General features: G+C 70.9%; 17 protein-coding genes and 1 pseudogene. 10 read left to right on the plus strand and 8 right to left on the minus strand.

Annotated elements, in window-relative coordinates; all coding sequences use genetic code 11:
- Positions 1–69 precede the first annotated feature (69 nt).
- The 3 genes from NRF20_RS26860 to NRF20_RS26870 all read left to right on the plus strand — a co-directional run bounded on the left by NRF20_RS26860 (position 70) and on the right by NRF20_RS26870 (position 2,876).
- Positions 70–666 (plus strand): helix-turn-helix domain-containing protein, encoded by a 597-nt coding sequence (locus NRF20_RS26860; protein ID WP_398631045.1) that lies wholly within the window; start codon positions 70–72, stop codon positions 664–666.
- A gap of 187 nt (positions 667–853) precedes the next feature.
- Positions 854–1,639: an SAM-dependent methyltransferase gene (locus tag NRF20_RS26865; RefSeq protein ID WP_398631044.1), complete on the plus strand. Its 786-nt coding sequence runs from the start codon at positions 854–856 to the stop codon at positions 1,637–1,639.
- Positions 1,640–1,724: 85 nt separating this feature from the next.
- Positions 1,725–2,876 (plus strand): serine hydrolase domain-containing protein, encoded by a 1,152-nt coding sequence (locus NRF20_RS26870; protein WP_413753430.1) that lies wholly within the window; start codon positions 1,725–1,727, stop codon positions 2,874–2,876.
- A 21-nt stretch (positions 2,877–2,897) separates the two neighbouring features.
- Here NRF20_RS26870 and NRF20_RS26875 read toward each other — a convergent pair whose 3' ends face one another.
- The gene (locus NRF20_RS26875) at positions 2,898–3,377 is read right to left on the minus strand and encodes a GNAT family N-acetyltransferase (RefSeq protein WP_413753431.1); all 480 of its coding nucleotides are present in this window, start codon (positions 3,375–3,377) and stop codon (positions 2,898–2,900) included.
- A gap of 49 nt (positions 3,378–3,426) precedes the next feature.
- Here NRF20_RS26875 and NRF20_RS26880 point away from each other — a divergent pair, with 49 nt between their 5' ends.
- Positions 3,427–4,242, plus strand: coding sequence for an exodeoxyribonuclease III (locus NRF20_RS26880; RefSeq protein ID WP_398631041.1), 816 nt, complete (start codon positions 3,427–3,429; stop codon positions 4,240–4,242).
- Between the two features lie 58 nt (positions 4,243–4,300).
- Here the strand turns inward: NRF20_RS26880 and NRF20_RS26885 are convergent, their stop codons facing one another.
- Positions 4,301–4,951, minus strand: a complete 651-nt coding sequence (locus NRF20_RS26885; RefSeq protein WP_398631065.1) for a MerR family transcriptional regulator — start codon at positions 4,949–4,951, stop codon at positions 4,301–4,303.
- A 168-nt stretch (positions 4,952–5,119) separates the two neighbouring features.
- Here NRF20_RS26885 and NRF20_RS26890 point away from each other — a divergent pair, with 168 nt between their 5' ends.
- The 4 genes from NRF20_RS26890 to NRF20_RS26905 all read left to right on the plus strand — a co-directional run bounded on the left by NRF20_RS26890 (position 5,120) and on the right by NRF20_RS26905 (position 8,787).
- Entirely contained in the window at positions 5,120–6,643 is a 1,524-nt protein-coding gene (locus tag NRF20_RS26890) for a flavin-containing monooxygenase (protein ID WP_413754609.1), read from the plus strand.
- Positions 6,640–7,590 (plus strand): alpha/beta fold hydrolase, encoded by a 951-nt coding sequence (locus NRF20_RS26895; protein ID WP_413753432.1) that lies wholly within the window; start codon positions 6,640–6,642, stop codon positions 7,588–7,590. The genes NRF20_RS26890 and NRF20_RS26895 overlap by 4 nt, the downstream gene beginning before the upstream one ends.
- The gene (locus NRF20_RS26900) at positions 7,587–8,480 is read left to right on the plus strand and encodes an SDR family oxidoreductase (RefSeq protein WP_398631038.1); all 894 of its coding nucleotides are present in this window, start codon (positions 7,587–7,589) and stop codon (positions 8,478–8,480) included. The genes NRF20_RS26895 and NRF20_RS26900 overlap by 4 nt, the downstream gene beginning before the upstream one ends.
- A gap of 85 nt (positions 8,481–8,565) precedes the next feature.
- The gene (locus NRF20_RS26905) at positions 8,566–8,787 is read left to right on the plus strand and encodes a hypothetical protein (RefSeq protein WP_398631037.1); all 222 of its coding nucleotides are present in this window, start codon (positions 8,566–8,568) and stop codon (positions 8,785–8,787) included.
- A gap of 154 nt (positions 8,788–8,941) precedes the next feature.
- Here NRF20_RS26905 and NRF20_RS26910 read toward each other — a convergent pair whose 3' ends face one another.
- The 3 genes from NRF20_RS26910 to NRF20_RS26920 form a co-directional block, all read right to left on the minus strand.
- Complete coding sequence (locus NRF20_RS26910; protein WP_398631036.1) at positions 8,942–9,103, minus strand: hypothetical protein; 162 nt, start codon at positions 9,101–9,103, stop codon at positions 8,942–8,944.
- 286 nt (positions 9,104–9,389) lie between these two features.
- A complete protein-coding gene (locus tag NRF20_RS26915; protein WP_413753433.1) occupies positions 9,390–10,421 on the minus strand; it encodes a threonine/serine dehydratase in 1,032 nt (343 codons plus the stop codon).
- A 268-nt stretch (positions 10,422–10,689) separates the two neighbouring features.
- A complete protein-coding gene (locus NRF20_RS26920) occupies positions 10,690–11,163 on the minus strand; it encodes a MarR family winged helix-turn-helix transcriptional regulator (RefSeq protein WP_398631034.1) in 474 nt (157 codons plus the stop codon).
- Positions 11,164–11,220: 57 nt separating this feature from the next.
- Here NRF20_RS26920 and NRF20_RS26925 point away from each other — a divergent pair, with 57 nt between their 5' ends.
- Positions 11,221–11,997 carry an alpha/beta fold hydrolase gene (locus tag NRF20_RS26925; protein WP_398631033.1) on the plus strand — a complete coding sequence of 259 codons (777 nt, stop codon included), beginning with the start codon at positions 11,221–11,223 and terminating at the stop codon, positions 11,995–11,997.
- Positions 11,998–12,067: 70 nt separating this feature from the next.
- Here the strand turns inward: NRF20_RS26925 and NRF20_RS26930 are convergent, their stop codons facing one another.
- Both NRF20_RS26930 and NRF20_RS26935 read right to left on the minus strand, forming a co-directional pair.
- Positions 12,068–12,469: a hypothetical protein gene (locus tag NRF20_RS26930; RefSeq protein ID WP_398631032.1), complete on the minus strand. Its 402-nt coding sequence runs from the start codon at positions 12,467–12,469 to the stop codon at positions 12,068–12,070.
- Positions 12,470–12,606: 137 nt separating this feature from the next.
- Positions 12,607–12,717: pseudogene (locus NRF20_RS26935) on the minus strand (hypothetical protein); the annotation flags it as partial.
- 22 nt (positions 12,718–12,739) lie between these two features.
- Here NRF20_RS26935 and NRF20_RS26940 point away from each other — a divergent pair.
- The gene (locus NRF20_RS26940; RefSeq protein WP_398631031.1) at positions 12,740–13,000 is read left to right on the plus strand and encodes an ATP-binding protein; all 261 of its coding nucleotides are present in this window, start codon (positions 12,740–12,742) and stop codon (positions 12,998–13,000) included.
- A gap of 37 nt (positions 13,001–13,037) precedes the next feature.
- Here NRF20_RS26940 and NRF20_RS26945 read toward each other — a convergent pair whose 3' ends face one another.
- Complete coding sequence (locus tag NRF20_RS26945; RefSeq protein ID WP_398631030.1) at positions 13,038–16,328, minus strand: S41 family peptidase; 3,291 nt, start codon at positions 16,326–16,328, stop codon at positions 13,038–13,040.
- Positions 16,329–16,470: the final 142 nt, after the last annotated feature.

The following is a 16,470-nucleotide window of genomic DNA, read 5'->3' on the forward strand; positions in this document are numbered from 1 at the left end:
GAGTACAGAGATGTTCTGCAAACGTTCTCTGCAATGATTGCAGAGAACCTCTGCACTATGCTGGTGGTCATGGTTGAGCGTCCCGAGACGAGAGTGCTCACCGGCCCGGACCTCAAGGCCTTCTACAAGGCGCTGTCCAACCCGGTGCGCCGCGACATCCTGAGCTATCTCGGCGAACACGGCGAAGCGAACTCCACCAGCGTCGCCAAAGCCCTCGGCGAGTCCACCGGTACCACCAGCTATCACCTGCGCAAGCTCGCCGACCTCAAGCTGATCGCGGAGATCGAGGAGCGTTCCACCGGGCGGGAGCGCTGGTGGAAGTCGCTCATGACGAACATCTTCACGCCGCCCGGCCTGGAGATGGCGGCGGACGAACGCGAGGCCGCCGTGAAGATCGGCGCGCTCAAGATGACTCATGACCTGAGCCTGGTCGTGCGGGCGTACGCCGGGTACGACGCCTCGGAGGGCTGGAACCAGATCTACCGCGCCGGGCTGCGGATGACGAAGGAACAGGTCGCCGCGTTCACCGAGGAGTACCAGGCGCTGCTGCACAAGTACGCGAGCGAGCCCGGTGAACACCCGCCGGGCGCACGCCAGATGGCCGTTCGCCTGGTGGTGCTGCCCGATGACGGCCGCGGTGCCGCGCCACTGGTCGACGACGTGTGAGGGCGGGGGCCGCCGTGCGAGGCCGCGGAGCGTTCGTCGGCAGTTCCCCGGCGCCCGGGGCGGGACGGTGCGGGCGAGGCCAACTACGCTGGCACTGCTCGCCCGTTCCGTGGGTCCTGCCGGGGGTTTTCCCATGTCGGGCCGGGTTCTCAGCTGCTCGTGATTTCCCCGTACGGAGGAGTGTCCTGTGACGGCCGGAATGCCCAAGCCCCAGATCGACACCAGCAAGCCCCACCCCGCGCGCATCTACGACTGGCTGCTCGGCGGCAAGGACAATTATCCGGTCGACCAGAAGGTGGGGGAGACGCTGCCCGAGGAGGCGCGGGGCAACGCGGCGCGGAACCGGGCCTTCATGCACCGGGCCTCCGCCTGGCTGGCGCTGGGCGGGATCGACCAGTTCCTCGACATCGGCACCGGCATCCCCACCGCGCCCAATCTGCACCAGGTCGTCCAGGCCATCACACCGACCGCCCGGATCGTCTACGCGGACAACGACCCGATAGTCCTGCGCCACGCGGAAGCGCTGCTGATCAGCAGCCCACAGGGTGCCACCGACTACATCCACGCGGATGTACGGCAGCCGAAGGCGATCCTCGAACACGCCCGTGAGCGGCTGGACTTCAGCAGGCCCATCGCGCTGTCCCTGATCGCCCTGATGCACTTCCTGCCCGACGACCAGGACCCGTACGGCATCACCCGCACCCTGGTCGACGCCCTGCCCGCGGGCAGCTTCCTGGTGCTCTCGCACGGCACGGCGGACCAGCATCCCGAGCTCCAGCAGGAGACCGAGACCGCGTACAGGAAGGGGGCGATCCCGCTGCGGATGCGTACCCGAAGCGAGGTCGAGCCCTTCTTCGACGGCCTGGACCTCGTCGAGCCCGGCCTCGTGTTCGCCACGGAGTGGTACCAGGAGGAGCCCGCACCGGTGCGGGAACGCAGCGGCTTCTACGTGGGTGTCGGGCGGGTGCGCTGAGCCGGAGGGGGTGACGTCCGGGACCGATGAGTCCGGGGCGGTGCGGCAGTCCTCCTTCTGAGCGCGCTGGCGAGAGGGTGGACCGGTGAGCAATCTGCACGACCTCCTGGAGAAGCATGTCGGCGGCGGGGCGGCGCCGGGAGCCGTGGGCCTGGTCGCCCGTGGTGACCGGGTCGAGGTGACGGCGGTCGGCTCCGCCGATGCGGACGGCACGGCCCCGATGGCCAGGGACTCGATCTTCCGCATCGCGTCCATCACCAAGCCCGTCATCGCCGCGGCCGTCATGATGCTGGTCGAGGACGGCCGGATCGCGCTGGACGACCCGGTCGGGCAGTGGCTGCCTGAACTGGCGGCACCGAAGGTGGTCCGCACTCCGGCCTCCCCGGTCGACGACGTGGTCCCGGCTGCCAGGGCGATCACGGTGGCCGATCTGCTCACCTTCCGGGCCGGGTGCGGATTCCCGTCCGACTTCTCGCTGCCGGTGGTCGGACTGCTGTTCAGCGAGCTGAAACAAGGACCGCCGCAGCCCCGGCTCATCGAGGCGCCGGACGCGTGGATGGCCACCCTGTCCCGCATTCCGCTGCTGCACCAGCCGGGCGAGGCCTGGCTGTACAACACCTGCTCCGACATCCTGGGGGTGCTGATCGCCAGGGTCTCGGGCCGGCCGTTGCCCGAGTTCCTGGCCGAGCGGCTGTTCGCGCCGCTGGGCATGGCCGACACCGGATTCGCGGTACCGGCCGACAAGCGCGACCGGTTCACCAGCTACTACCGGACCGACCCGGAGGGCGGCGGTCTCCAACTGGTCGACGCGCCCGACGGGCAGTGGAGCAGCGTGCCGGCGTTTCCGTCCGGTGCCGGCGGGCTGGTCTCGACGGTGGACGACTGGTACTCCTTCGCCCGGATGCTGCTCGCCGAGGGCGGTGCCGACGGGCGCCGGCTGCTGTCGGCCGAGTCGGTGCGGCAGATGACCACCGACCATCTGACGCAGGCGCAGCGTGACGACAGCACGCTGTTCCTGGAGGGGCAGGGCTGGGGCTTCGGCGGTTCGGTCGATGTCGAGGCCATCGACCCCTGGAACGTACCGGGACGCTACGGCTGGGTGGGCGGCACCGGAACGGCGGCGCACCTCACCCCGTCCACCGGCACGGTCACCGTCCTGCTCACTCAGCTGGAAATGGCCGGACCGACCCCGCCCGCGGTGATGCGGGAGTTCTGGCGGTACGCGGCCGAGGCCTGAGGCCCGGGGCGGTGAGACCTGCTACTGCAGCGGCTTCGCGAAACAGATGCTGTTCTCGTACGTGCGGTAGTGGCCGAACTTCTCGCACGGGGTGTAACCGCTCGACGTGTACAGCGCGATCGCCTCGGGCTGCTTGTACCCGGTCTCCAGCACCATGCGACTACGGCCCGCCGCCCGCGCGTCGGCCTCCAGGACGGCCAGGATGCGGCGCGCCAGCCCGTTGCCGCGGCCCTCGGGGATCACGAACATCCGCTTGAGCTCGGCGTCGCCGTCGGAGTAGCCCTCGTCGTTCTGCTCCTGGGAGCGCCAGCCGCCGGTGGCGATTGGGCGGTCCTGCGCATCGTAGGCGAGGAGATACAGACCGTTCGGCGGCTCGAACATCGACGCGTCGAGCGGTGTGACATCGCCCTCGTCGCCGTATCGCTCGGCGTATTCGAGCTGCACCTGGTCGTTGAGTTTGACGGCATCGCCGTGATCGAAGGGCCGAGGGTGGATATTCATGCGAGACATGGTACAGGTATGCGTTCGCGGGTGTCGGTATCGTGCCGTAATGCTCACTGTGACCAGCGTCAATGTAAATGGGCTCCGCGCCGCCGCCAAGAAGGGCTTCGTCGAGTGGCTGGCCCGGACCGAAGCCGATGTGATCTGCCTGCAGGAGGTGCGGGCCGAGCCGCAGCAACTGCCCGACGAGGTGCGTGACCCCGAGGGCTGGCACACCGTGCACGCACCGGCCGCCGCCAAGGGGCGGGCCGGTGTCTCCCTCTACGCGCGGCGGGCGCCCGAGCGCGTGCAGGTCGGGTTCGGCGGCTTCGGGGTCGCCGGGAGCGAGGAGTTCGATGCGAGCGGCCGCTACATCGAGGTCGACCTGCCCGGTGTCACGGTCGCGAGCCTGTATCTGCCCTCAGGTGAGGTCGGCACGGAGAAGCAGGACGAGAAGGAACGGTTCATGGCCGCGTTCCTCCCGTATCTGAAGGGCCTCAGGAAGCGGGCGGCGGCCGACGGCCGTGAGGTCGTGGTGTGCGGTGACTGGAACATCGCCCACCAGGAGGCCGACCTGAAGAACTGGAAGGGCAACAAGAAGAACTCCGGCTTCCTCCCCGAGGAGCGGGAGTGGCTGACCCGGGTCTTCGACGAGGCCGAGTACGTCGATGTCGTACGGGCGCTGCATCCGCAGGAGGAGGGGCCGTACTCGTGGTGGTCCTACCGCGGGCGGGCCTTCGACAACGACACGGGCTGGCGGATCGACTACCAGGTGGCGACGCCGGGGCTGGCCGGGCGAGCGGTGAAGGGCTGGGTCGAGCGGGCCGCGACGCACGGCGAGCGGTGGAGCGACCATGCGCCGGTGACGGTGGTCTTCGACCTGTAGGGCGTGCGGGGGTGGGGCCTTCCGCCAGGCGTGTTCGGTGGGCCCTTGGTCCGTCCTGTCAGGAGGCGGGTCCCCGTGGCGGGCGGTCGGTGTTGTCGCGGCGCAGGCGGCGGTCCAGGGCCATGGAGAGCTCGGCGTCCACCACCGCGCGGGCCAGCGGGCGCAGTTGGGGTGGTTCCGTTTCGTCGCTGTGGGCTTCGAGGGCGCTCACGAAGAGTTCGGCGAGCGCGTCCGCGTGCTCGCGGACCCGGCGTGCGGCCGAGAGCACCGTGGCGAGCGGCACCCCTTCCCGTACCAGCTCGGCCGACACCTCCAGAAGGCGTCGGCTGATGTGGACGATCTCGTCGCCGTCGGTGGCCAGATATCCCAGGTCGAGGGCGGCGGCCAGATTCTCCGGGGTGACCTCGCCCTCGAAGTGGTCCGCGAGCTGTTCGGGGGTGAGGCGGACCGGGATTTCCTCGGTCGGTTCGCCCAGGCCCAGCACCTCGGCGACATCGCGGCCGCTCTCGAAGGTGCGGGCGAGATCGGCGATGCCGGTGAGGGTGTGGCCGCGCTCCAGCAGGCCCGCGATGGTGCGCAGCCGGGCCAGGTGGTGGTCGTCGTACCAGGCGATGCGCCCCTCGCGGCGGGGCGGCGAGATCAGGCCGCGCTCCCGGTAGAAGCGCACGGTCCGCACGGGGATGCCGGCCTCCCTGGCCAGCTCCTCCATCCGGTATTCACGGTGCTCGCGTCCTTCAGCCACACCCGCACCCTATGGTCTACCGCCGGTAACTTTCCCTCGTCGCACCCCTACCCATCGGTACGGAGCTGCTCTACTCTCCCAACAATGCCAGTGATTGCTGGCGGAGTCGTGTGGCGTACCGCGGGAGGCGGCAGCATGGCCCAGCACGAGCACGTACGAGTGGCGGTGATCGGATCCGGATTCGGGGGCCTCGGGGCCGCGGTCCGGCTGCGCCGCGAAGGCATCACGGACTTCGTCGTCCTGGAACGGGCCGACTCCGTCGGCGGCACCTGGCGCGACAACAGCTATCCGGGCTGCGCCTGCGACGTACCGTCCCACCTCTACTCGTTCTCGTTCGCACCCAACCCCGAGTGGCCGCGCACCTTTTCCGGGCAGAAACACATCCGTGCCTACCTGGAGCATGTCGCGGACACCTTCGGGCTGCGCCCGCACATCAGGCTGGGCCATGAAGTGATGATGATGCGTTGGGAGCGCGACGAGCTCCACTGGGTCATCGAGACCGCGGGCGGGGCCACGTTCACCGCCGATGTCGTCGTCTCCGCGACCGGCCCGCTCTCCGACCCGAAGATGCCGGACATACCCGGGCTCGACGGCTTCCCCGGCAAGGTCTTCCACTCGGCCCGCTGGGACCACGACTACGACCTGACCGGCAAGCGTGTCGCGGTGATCGGCACCGGAGCCTCCGCCATCCAGATCGTGCCCTCGATCCAGCCGAAGGCCGCCGAGCTGACGCTCTTCCAGCGCACCCCGCCGTGGGTCATGCCGCGCATGGACCGCAGGATCAGCGGCGCCGAGCGCTGGCTGCACCGCACGCTCCCCTTCACCGGTACCGCGCGCCGCGGACTGCTCTGGGGCATAAGGGAGTTGCAGGTCGGTGCCTTCACCAAGCACCCGAACGAGCTGGGCCTGGTCGAGACGATAGCCAAGTCCAACATGGCGCGGTCCATCAAGGACCCGGCGCTGCGGGCCAAGCTGACCCCCTCGTACCGCATCGGCTGCAAGCGCATCCTGCTCTCCAGCGCCTACTACCCGGCGCTCGCCCAGCCCAATGTGGAGGTGGTCGCCTCCGGTCTGGCCGAGGTCCGCGGCTCCACGGTCGTCGCCTCCGACGGTACGGAGACCGAGGTCGACGCGATCATCTTCGGCACCGGCTTCCATGTGACCGACATGCCGATCGCCGACCGGGTGGTGGGCGCGGAAGGCATCACGCTCGCAGAATCCTGGAAGGACGGCATGCAGGCGCTACGCGGTGCGAGCACGTCCGGCTTCCCCAACTGGATGACGATCATCGGTCCCAACACGGGGCTCGGGAACTCCTCGATGATCCTCGTGATCGAGTCCCAGCTGAACTACATGGCCGACTATCTGCGCCAGCTGAACGTGCTGGGCGGCCGTGTCGCACTCGATGCGCGGGCCTCGGCGGTCGGGGCCTGGAACCGCCGGGTGCAGGAGCGGATGAAGCGCACCGTGTGGAACACCGGTGGCTGCAACAGCTGGTACCTGGACGCCAACGGTCGCAACACGACGGTCTGGCCGGGCACCACCTCCGAATTCCGCAAGGTGACGCGGTCGGTCGATCTCGCGGAGTACGAGGTCGTCCGGGTACCGAAGCAGGCCGCTGCCCCCGAGCGGTCCGTCGTCGAGGAGATCGTGGGATGAGCCGGCTGCTGCGGCGCGACGACGCCCCGCCGGTACCCGCGCGCCAACTGACCGCGACCTCCGCCGACGGCGCCCGGATCCATGTCGAGGTGCACGGGCAGGAAGGCGCCCCCGCGGTGGTCCTGTCGCACGGCTGGACCTGCAACACCCATTTCTGGGCCGCGCAGATCAGGGACCTCGCGGTGGACCACCGGGTCGTCGTCTACGACCAGCGGGGCCACGGCCGTTCGCCCGCGGTCGGCCGCGACGGGTACAGCACGGACGCCCTCGCCGACGACCTCGAAGTGGTGCTGGCCACCGCCCTCGAACCGGGCGAGAGGGCCGTGCTCGCCGGGCACTCCATGGGCGGGATGACGATGATGGCCGCCTCGCGGCGGGCCGGGCTGCGTGCGCACGCGGCCGCCGTACTGCTGTGCAGCACCGGCAGTTCGCGGCTGATCGCCGAGTCGCTGGTGGTGCCGTTGCGGGCCGGGGCCGTCCGTACCCGGATGACCCGCGCGATTCTCGGGGCGCGTGCCCCGCTCGGGCCTGTCACGCCGGTCTCCAGGCGGATACTCAAGTACGGCACGATGGGGGCGGGTTCGGCACCCGAACGGGTCGAGATCTGCGCCAGGATCGTGCACGCGTGCCCGCGGGCGGCCAGGGTTGCCTGGGGGAATGTCCTCGCGGAGCTCGATCTCGACGCGGGAGTACGGGAGTTGCGGGTGCCCACGGCGGTGATCGCGGGTACGGAGGACCGGCTGACGCCGCTCGTGCACGCCCGTGCCCTCGCGGCGGCGCTGCCCGACTGCCTGGGGCTCACCGAGCTGGCGGGCATGGGCCACATGACACCGGTGGAGGCGCCGGAGGCGGTCACCGCGAAGATCCGGGAGCTCGTCACCGCGTACGTCCCGGCGGGCGGCGCGGACGGTGTGGACGGTACGGCCGAGAAGGAGGATGTCGCATGAGCGACAGGCGGAGTCTCGAAGGACAGGTCGTCGTCGTCACGGGCGCGGCGCGTGGCGTGGGCGAACTGCTGGCGCGCAAGCTCTCGGCGCGCGGAGCCAAGCTCGCGCTGGTCGGCCTGGAACCGGACGAGTTGAAGAAGGTCTCCGAGCGGCTGCACTCGGAGAGCGACCACTGGTTCGCGGACGTCACCGACCACGAGGCGATGGCGCGCGTCGCCGAGCAGGTCAAGGAGCGGTTCGGGAAGGTCGACGTCGTCGTCGCCAACGCCGGAGTCGCGTCGGGCGGTCCGTTCGTCGACTCGGACCCGGAGGCGTGGCGCCGGGTCATCGAGGTCAATCTGATCGGCGGCGCGGTGACGGGGCGGGCCTTCCTGCCGGTGCTCATGGAGAGCCGCGGGTACTTCCTGCAGATCGCCTCGCTCGCGGCGATCACCCCGGCGCCGATGATGACCGCGTACTGCGCGTCCAAGTCGGGCGTGGAGGCGTTCGCGCACAGCCTGCGCGCCGAGGTCGGCTACCGCGGGGTGAAGGTCGGGGTCGGCTATCTGTCCTGGACCGATACGGACATGGTGCGGGGCGCCGACCAGGACGACGTGATGCGGGAACTGCGGCAGCGGCTGCCCTGGCCGTCGAACCGTACGTATCCGCTGGGCCCGGCGGTCGACCGGATCGTGGCCGGTATCGAGCGGCGGGCGGCGCATGTGTACGCGCAGTGGTGGCTGCGCGGGATGCAGTCCGTGCGGGGCTACCTCCCCGCGGTGATCGGTGTCGTCGGACAGCGCGAGATGCGGCGGTTCGGGGCGCGGCTGGAGGGCGTGAGCAAGGGACTTGTGGGCGCGGGGGGCGCGGCGGACCAGGATGCGCGGACGGTGCGTACGCAGAGTAAGTGATCGAAATGCGATGAATGTCGGGGCGTGTAACTCTGGTCGAGGCCGTTACAGGCCGTCCCCCACGCACCCACTAGGAGTGAACAGCATGGGTATCGCAGACCAGTTCAAGGACAAGGCGCAGGAGCTCGCCGACCAGGCGAAGCGCAAGCAGGGCGAGGGCCGCGAAAGCCGCGAGGGCCGGGAGCGGACGCAGGGCGCGTCCGGGCGGCCCTCGAAGACGTCGCAGCAGGGCCGCGACCGGGCCCAGCAGGGCCGTGACAGGGCCCGGGACGCTGCGGACGACACCCGCGAGCGCTTCGACCGCTGACGCGTTTCGCGACGCTGCGCGTTGTCTGCTCAAGGGCGCGCCCGGATACCGGGCGCGCCCTTTCCGGTCCCCGTCGGCCTGTTGCGGCCCGAGAAGGGCCTCGTTCTTACTGAGGTCCCTCATGCCTCAGGCGCGAGACGCCGCTTTCCTCTTGTCAGTCGGCGAGGACCTTGCCGCCCCACAGGCCGCCGGACAGGACGGGCTCCGCAGTGGGCGAACGGGACGCTGTACGGCTATCTGTCCCCAGCTCGCCCCACCGGCCCGGGACGACGCCGAGCCGGACCGGGCACACACCGTCGCGGCAGCCCTCGGGCAACTGCCCTCCCCGCCACCTCTGTTCATCGGACGAGGCAGTGAACTGGCCCAGCCGGGAAAGTTATTGACGCCACAGGAGGAGCCGAACGGCAACACCGTACTGATCGCGGCGATCTACGGAACCGGCGGCGTCGGCAAGACCTGGCCGGCGCTGCGCCGGGCCCATGACCGGCAAGAGCCTCCTCGGGGTGAGAGGCCTGCCCGGGTGACCGGGCACGCCCTTCACGCGTGGCGCGGACCGGGGCTTGCGGCGGGGCCGTCGTTATGGCCGGGCCGGCCACCGGATATCAGTTCTCGGCCGGGTGCACCAGGTCGCTCGGGTCGGTGTTCGCCCCGCACAGCACCACGGCGACTCGCTCGCCGTCGCGCGGCCGGTAGCCGCAGCTCGGCGACGTCGGCCCGTTCGGAAGGTCCGGAGCGGTGAGCGCGGCCAGTGCGGTGGCGGCAGCGTGCTCGACGGCGACGCGGCGGTGGTCCCACAACGCCTGGCGGGCGCGGACGATTTCGCCGTCCGGTACCAGGACGGAGCGGACGTCGTCCTGGCGGGCGGCGTGCAGGGCCAAGGCGGTGGCACGGCGGGCGCCGAGGGCGTCGACGGCGACCGAGTCGACGGGGACGTCGACCGGGCGACCGGCCTCGATGGCGGCGTTCAGCGCCCGGCAGTTCTCCGGCTCCACGGCGACCGTGCGGATTCCGTGGTGCTGGGCGGCGGTGGCGACACCGGCGAACAGGCCGCCGCCGCCGACCGAGACCACCACGGTGTCCAGACCGGGGATCCGGGCGTGGATCTCCTCCAGCAGAGTGCCGGCCCCGGCGGCGATCAGCGGGTGGTCGTAGGCGTGGGCGGCGAGCGCGCCGGACGAGGCGGCGAACTCCTCACACGTAGCCAGGGCTTCGGCGTACTCCGCGCCGACCACCCGCACGTCCGCCCCGAGGTCACGGAGCCGGGCCACCTTCACCGCCGGCGCGACGGTCGGCAGGAACACCGTGGCGCGCACGCCCTGCTGCCGGGCCGCCCACGCGCAGGCGAGCCCGGCGTTGCCGCCGGAGGCGATGGTCACGCCCGTGTCCGGCAGGGTGCCGGCTTCGCGGTGGGCCTGGATGAAGTTCTGCGCGCCGCGCGCCTTGAAGGATCCGGTGTGCTGCATGAACTCCAGCGCGAACCAGACCTCGCAGGGTTCCTCGGACCGGGCGTCGAGGGGGCCGCTCTGAGCTGTGCGGATCGTTCCCGGGTCGACGGGGGTGACGGCGACCGGGCGGACGTGCCCGGCTATCCGGTCGGTGGCGGCCTTGATGTCGTCGTACGTGAGCTGGTGCACGTCGTTAGCTCCTGCCGAGAGAGGATCGCGGCCGGGCGACGGGCCGGCCGGCGGAACGGTTCGGGCCTCCGGACCCGGCCAGTACACCATGGCCGCCGTCCCACCGTCCCGGTCCAGCGGTCCCGCCGGGCCGTCACCGTGGGCCGCGTCCCCCCGGGTCGGTCGACTCGTGCGAAGAAGGACGGGGGTCTGCTTCGCACGGGCCGCCGGGTGCGGGTGCCGCAGGCCGTACGGAAGCGGCCCGGTCACCGCTGGGCGGCCCGGCTCGTCAGTCGACGTCGTCGTCGCCCATGAGATCGAGGAGGCGGGTCAGGACCCGGAGGCAGGCATCGACCTCGGTATCAGTGAGGTCGCCGCCCACCTGGCTCAGAATCGCGCGTTCGCGGTCGGTCACGGCCGTGATGACGAGTCGGCCCTGTTCGGTCAGCCGGTTGAGGGAGGACCGCTTGTGGGCCGGATTGGGTGTGGACTCGACGTAACCCAGAGCGGTCGCGTCGTTGACCATGCGCTGCACGAACTGGCGGCTCAACGCCTGGGCCCGGCCCATCTCGGGAACAGTCATGGGCCCGTGCTCGCGGAGCAGGCTCAGCACGGCCCGCACCCCCACCGACAGCCCCTGGACGGACACGTCCTGCTCCACCTTGCGCTGGGTACGCCGGTACAGCGGCCCCACCAGGTCGAACACCTCGGTCAGCCGGTCGATCTGTTCTTCGGGCGCGTGGCCCCGGTCTGTCTCGCTCACCTCATCATGATGACACCTTGGTTGCCATTCTGTCGCGACAATGGCACCTTGGTTGTCATGAATGATCTGTTCTGGCTCGACACCGGCACCGGCCGTCCCCTCGTCCTGCTGCACGGCGGCTTCCTGGACCACGCGATGTGGGACGACCAGATTCCGTTCTTCGCTCCGCGGTACCGCGTCATCGCGCCGGACGCCCGCGGCCACGGGCGGTCCGCCAACGCCGCCGCCCCGTTCCGGCACGCCGACGATCTCGCCGCGCTGCTGCGCCACCTGGACACCGGTCCGGCGGTCCTGGCGGGCGTCTCCATGGGCGCCGGCGTCGCGGTCGACACCGCGCTGGAGCACCCGGAACTGGTCAGCGCCGTGGTCGTCAGCGGCGCCGGGACCAGTGAGCCGTACTTCACCGATCCCTGGACCACCGGCACCTGGGCCGCGTGGCAGGCCGCGATGGCCGCCGGTGACCTGGACGCCTCGGTCGAGGCGTTCACGCTCTTCGCGGCGGGCCCGCACCGCACTCTCGACGACCTCGCCCCCGAGGCCGTCGGCCGCCTGCGCGGGATGACGCGGGGCACGCTGTCCAAGCACACCCCCGACGAGCCCAACTGGCTCGTCCCGATGGCTGACACCTGGGATCGTGCCGCCGGGATCGACGTCCCCGTGTTGGCCATCAACGGCGCCCTCGACTCACCCGACCACATCGGTATGGCCGAACGCCTCATCCGCACCGTCCCCGACGGCCGCGCGATGTCGATCGAGGGCACCGCCCACTTCCCCAACGTGGAACGCCCGGACGCCTTCAACGCGGCCCTCGAAGACTTCCTCCGCACGGTGTGACCGCGGCGGCCGAGGGCGGGAAAGGGAAGGGCCGGCGTCCCACGCATCTGCCGCCCGGTGCTCGCTCGGCTCAGGTCGGGTCGGGGAGGTGGGACCATCCGGTCCAGTTGCCCCCGTAGTCACGCCAGTTGGCCCACAACCAGCCGTCGGATCCCTTGAGGACGAGGGCGAAGAGGTAGGGGTGCACCTGCTGCGTGCGGATGCCGACCGAGCTGTACCACTCTCCGCCCATGGACGTCCACGAGGTCCAACCCCCGGAGGAGTTCGTCCAGCGCGTCCACACGGCCCGGTCGGTACCGATCGCGAATTCCTGCTTCGTGCCGTCGGGGAGCGTCGTGGTGCTCACGCCGTACTCGCAGATGATCGTGCCGCCCCCCACGTTGCAGTAGCTGACCGCCTGCGCCGGGGTGGTTGCCACGGCCATGCCCGCGACGACGGCGGCCGTGAGGACGGCAGCCTTGATCCTCTTCATCCTGAATCCCCTTGTTCGCTCGAACGCAACACTTGTGAGCCGACAGGCCCGGCCGGTGACACCGGCCGGGCCTGTCGGCGCTCCCACTCTCCAGCTCACCGCTGACGTCCTGCTCACGTTCCGCTTACGCCCACGAACTACGGCTGCCCGCCCGGAGGTTCCTCGGGGCGTTGCGGTGGGCCAGGACGCCTTGACGCCTCGACGAACGGCGTCCAGGCGCACGCGGTGATGATGAGCGCCGGGCCTTCGGGGCGCTTGGAGTGGCGGACGGTGAGCGACCCCGAGCCGTCCGCGTGGCCGGTTCTGCGGACCGCTGCCGGGGGCGACGAGTCGGGGCGGGGGGTGTCGCTCGTGGACGCGTTGGCGCTGCGGTGGGGCGTCGAGCAGGGGCCGTACGGGAAGACGGTCTGGTGCGAACTGCGGGCGCCCGCCTCGTGCGGCTCGCCGGTGTATGAGCCGACCGGTCCCGGCAGACCCGAAACGGGCGTCGGCCTCGGCCTCGGCAGATCCGGAGCCGGGCCGACGCGCTGAACGGTGTGCGTCGAGCGGTGCCGTCGCGGGGGGCCTTCTACCGTGGCGGCAAGGGCGGACGCCGCCGGTCCGGGACCGAGTCGTACGTCGGAGGGGTCGCCGCCGGGTGAGCGGCCAGCAGGTCCAGCGCCACCTGTACCGCGTCGTCCAGCACCGCGTACCGGCCCTCGGCCCAGTCGAGCGGGGTGCGCAGGGCCTCCAGGTCCGGTTCGACGCCGTGGTTCTCGATCGACCAGCCGTACGTGTCGAACCAGGCCGCGTTCATCGGCACCGTGATCACCGTGCCGTCGCCCAACCGGTGCCGGCCGGTCATGCCGACCACGCCGCCCCATGTCCGCTGGCCCACCACCGGGCCCAGTTTCAGCAGGCGGAACACGGCGGTGATCATGTCGCCGTCGGAGGACGTCGCCTCGTCGGCCAGGGCGACCACCGGGCCCCGGGGGGCGTTGGAGGCGTAACTGACCGGCTGGGCGTTGCGGGTCAGGTCCCAGCCGAGGATCGTGCGGGTGAGTTTCTCGACCACCAACTCGCTGATGTGGCCGCCCGCGTTGCCGCGTACGTCGATGATCAGGGCCGGGCGGGAGACCTCCATGCGCAGGTCCCGGTTGAACTGGGCCCAGCCCGAGCCGCCCATGTCGGGGATGTGCAGATACCCGCACTTGCCGCCGCTCAACTCCCGTACGACACCACGGCGTTTGGCCACCCAGTCCTGGTAGCGCAGCGGCCGTTCGTCGACCAGCGGGACGATCGCGACCCGGCGGGAGTGGCCCTCATTGGCGGGTGGCCGGAAAGTGAGTTCGACCGTGGTGCCGCCCGCTGCGGAGAGCAGGGGGTACGGGCCCGTCACCGGGTCGACCGGGCGGCCGTCGACATGGGTGAGGACCGAGCCCTCCCGGATGCCCGTACCGGCCAGCGGGGAACGGGCCTTGGAGTCGGAGGAGTCACCGGGCAGGATGCGCCGGATCGTCCAGTCGCCGTCCCGGCACACCAGGTTCGCGCCGAGCATCCCGATCGCCCGCTGGTAGTGCGGCGGGCCCTCGTTGCGGCGGGCCGGTGCCACATACGCGTGCGAGGTGCCCAGTTCGCCCAGGACCTCGCGCATCAGGTCGGCGAACTCGTCGGGGGAGGCGACCCGTTCGACCAGGGGACGGTACTGGTCGAGCACGCCGTCCCAGTCGATGCCGCACATGTCCGGTTCCCAGAAGTAGGCGCGGATGATGCGGCCGCCCTCGCCGTACGCCTGCCGCCACTCCGCCCCCGGGTCGACCTCGTGCAGGATGCGGCGCAGGTCGATATAGACCGTCGAGTCGCTGTCGCCGATCTCGGTGGCGGGGACGGCGCGCAGTTCGCCCTCGTCCATGACGACCAGCCGCGTCGCGTCGCCGCTGACCGCGAACCAGTCCAGGTGTCCGACGAGTTCGGTCTTCCTGGCTTTGGAGATGTTGAAGTGTTCGAGCGTGGGGCGGCCCGACATGTCCGCCGGGTTGGCGAACGTCTCGCCGAGCGCGCCCGAGATCGGCCAGCGCAGCCAGACGAGCCCGCCGCCGCTCACGGGACGAAGGGCCGAGTACTTCGACGCGGAGACCGGGAACGGTGTCACCCGGTTCTCCAGGCCCTCGAACTCGACCGTGACCGTGGACGGCCCCTCGCCCGTACCGGCCTCGACGACGACGTCGTCGGCAGGGTCGAGACCGCCCGCCGCCGGACGCCCCTCCGGGGACAGGGCGAACGGGGAGGGCGTGGCCGAGGAGAGCGGCACCAGGTACGGGCGGCAGCCCAGCGGGAAGGAGAGGTCCCCGGTGTGGACGTCGTACACCGGGTCGAAGCCACGCCAGGAAAGGAAGGCGAGGTAGCGTCCGTCGCCGGTGAAGACGGGATTCTCGTCCTCGAAGCGGCCGTTGGTGACATCGACGATCACGGGGGCGCCGGTCCCCAGGATGCGCGCCAGCTTGATCTGCCGCAGCGAACGGCCGATCCCGGGGTGCGACCAGGTCAGCCAGGCGCCGTCCGGTGAGAACGCCATGTCCCGGACCGGTCCGTTGACGGACCGGATCAGTTCGGTGGGTTCGCCGGTGGACTCCTCGTCCGTGTCCAGGAGCAGCAGCCGCCCGTCGTTCGTGGCGATCGCCAGCCGTTCGCCGTCCGGGTCGGAGATCAGCTCATGGACCCTGCCGATCTGTCCGGAGGCCAGTCGGCGCGGCTCGCGGTCGCCGCTGGCGCGCGGCAGGTAGGCGATCTCGATCGCGTCCTCGCCGTCCGCGTCCGTGACGTAGGCGACCTGGCCGCCGCTGCCGAGCATCTCGGGCAGCCGGACCCGGACCCCCGGGGTGTCGGCGATCGTCCGGGCGGGGCCGTCGCGGTGGGTGAGCCAGTACAGGCTGCCGCGTACGGTGACGGCGCTGGCCCGGCCCGTCTCGTCCACGGACAGTGAGTCGACATTGCTGGCGGCCGGCACCTGGTACGTACGCCGTCCGGCACGCGGCCCGCCGAGCCGTACCTCCAGCTTCCGCGGCATCGCGTCCGGCGACTCCAGGTCGTCCACCAGCCACACATCGCCCGCGCACTGGTAGACGACCCGGCTGCCGTCGCTGGACGCGTGCCGGGCGTAGAAGGCGTCGTGATCCGTGTGGCGGCGCAGATCGCTGCCGTCGGGCAGGCAGGAGTACAGATTGCCGACGCCCTCGTGGTCGGAGAGGAACGCGATCCGGCCGCCGACGAACATGGGGGAGTCGAGGTGGCCGCCGATGTCCGGGAGCAGCCGCTCGCCGTGCAGCCACAGCCGCCCCATCGCGCCGCCCCGGTACCGCTTCCAGGAGGCCGGTTCGTGCGGCGGTTTGCCGGTCAGCAGCAGGGTGCGCCGCTCGCCGTCGATGTCGGCGACGGCGATGTCGGAGACCGGCCCCCAGGGCAGCTTGCCGCCGGGGCTTCCGTCCGTGGGGAGGCCGTAGGCCCAGGAGTCGTGCGAGAACGGCTGGTTGTGCGAGGACACGGCGAGGATCTGGGAGGCGTCGCCCGGGTCGGGGGTCCAGCCGCAGACCCGGGCGTCCGTCGACCCCCAGTAGGTGAGCCGGCGCGCCGGGCCGCCCCCGACCGGCGCGAGATGGATCTCGGGGTCGAGGCTGCGCCAGGTCGTGTACGCGATACGGCTCCCGTCGGGGGAGAACCGCGGGTGGCCGATTCTGGTCCGGTCGACGGTCACCCGCCACGCGCGGCCGGGCCGCTGCCCCTCGGCGGCGAGGGGAGCGACCCAGAGGTCGTCCTCGGCCGCGAAGCAGAGCAGATCCTCGTGGAGGTGCGGGAAACGGAGATACGCGACGTCGTCACTCACCCTCCAATGCTTTCCGCGCTGGAGGGCCCCGGCAACTTGTGGTGCGGAACACAAGCGAAACGATTTCGTTTCGCTGGGCGGGCGGAGTATCGTCGATGTGTACGAAACAGTTTCGTTCGATTGACTGCTGTACGGGAGTCAC

The sequence above is a fragment of the Streptomyces sp. R-74717 genome (assembly GCF_047305335.1).
Classification (GTDB): Bacteria; Actinomycetota; Actinomycetes; order Streptomycetales; family Streptomycetaceae; genus Streptomyces; species Streptomyces atratus.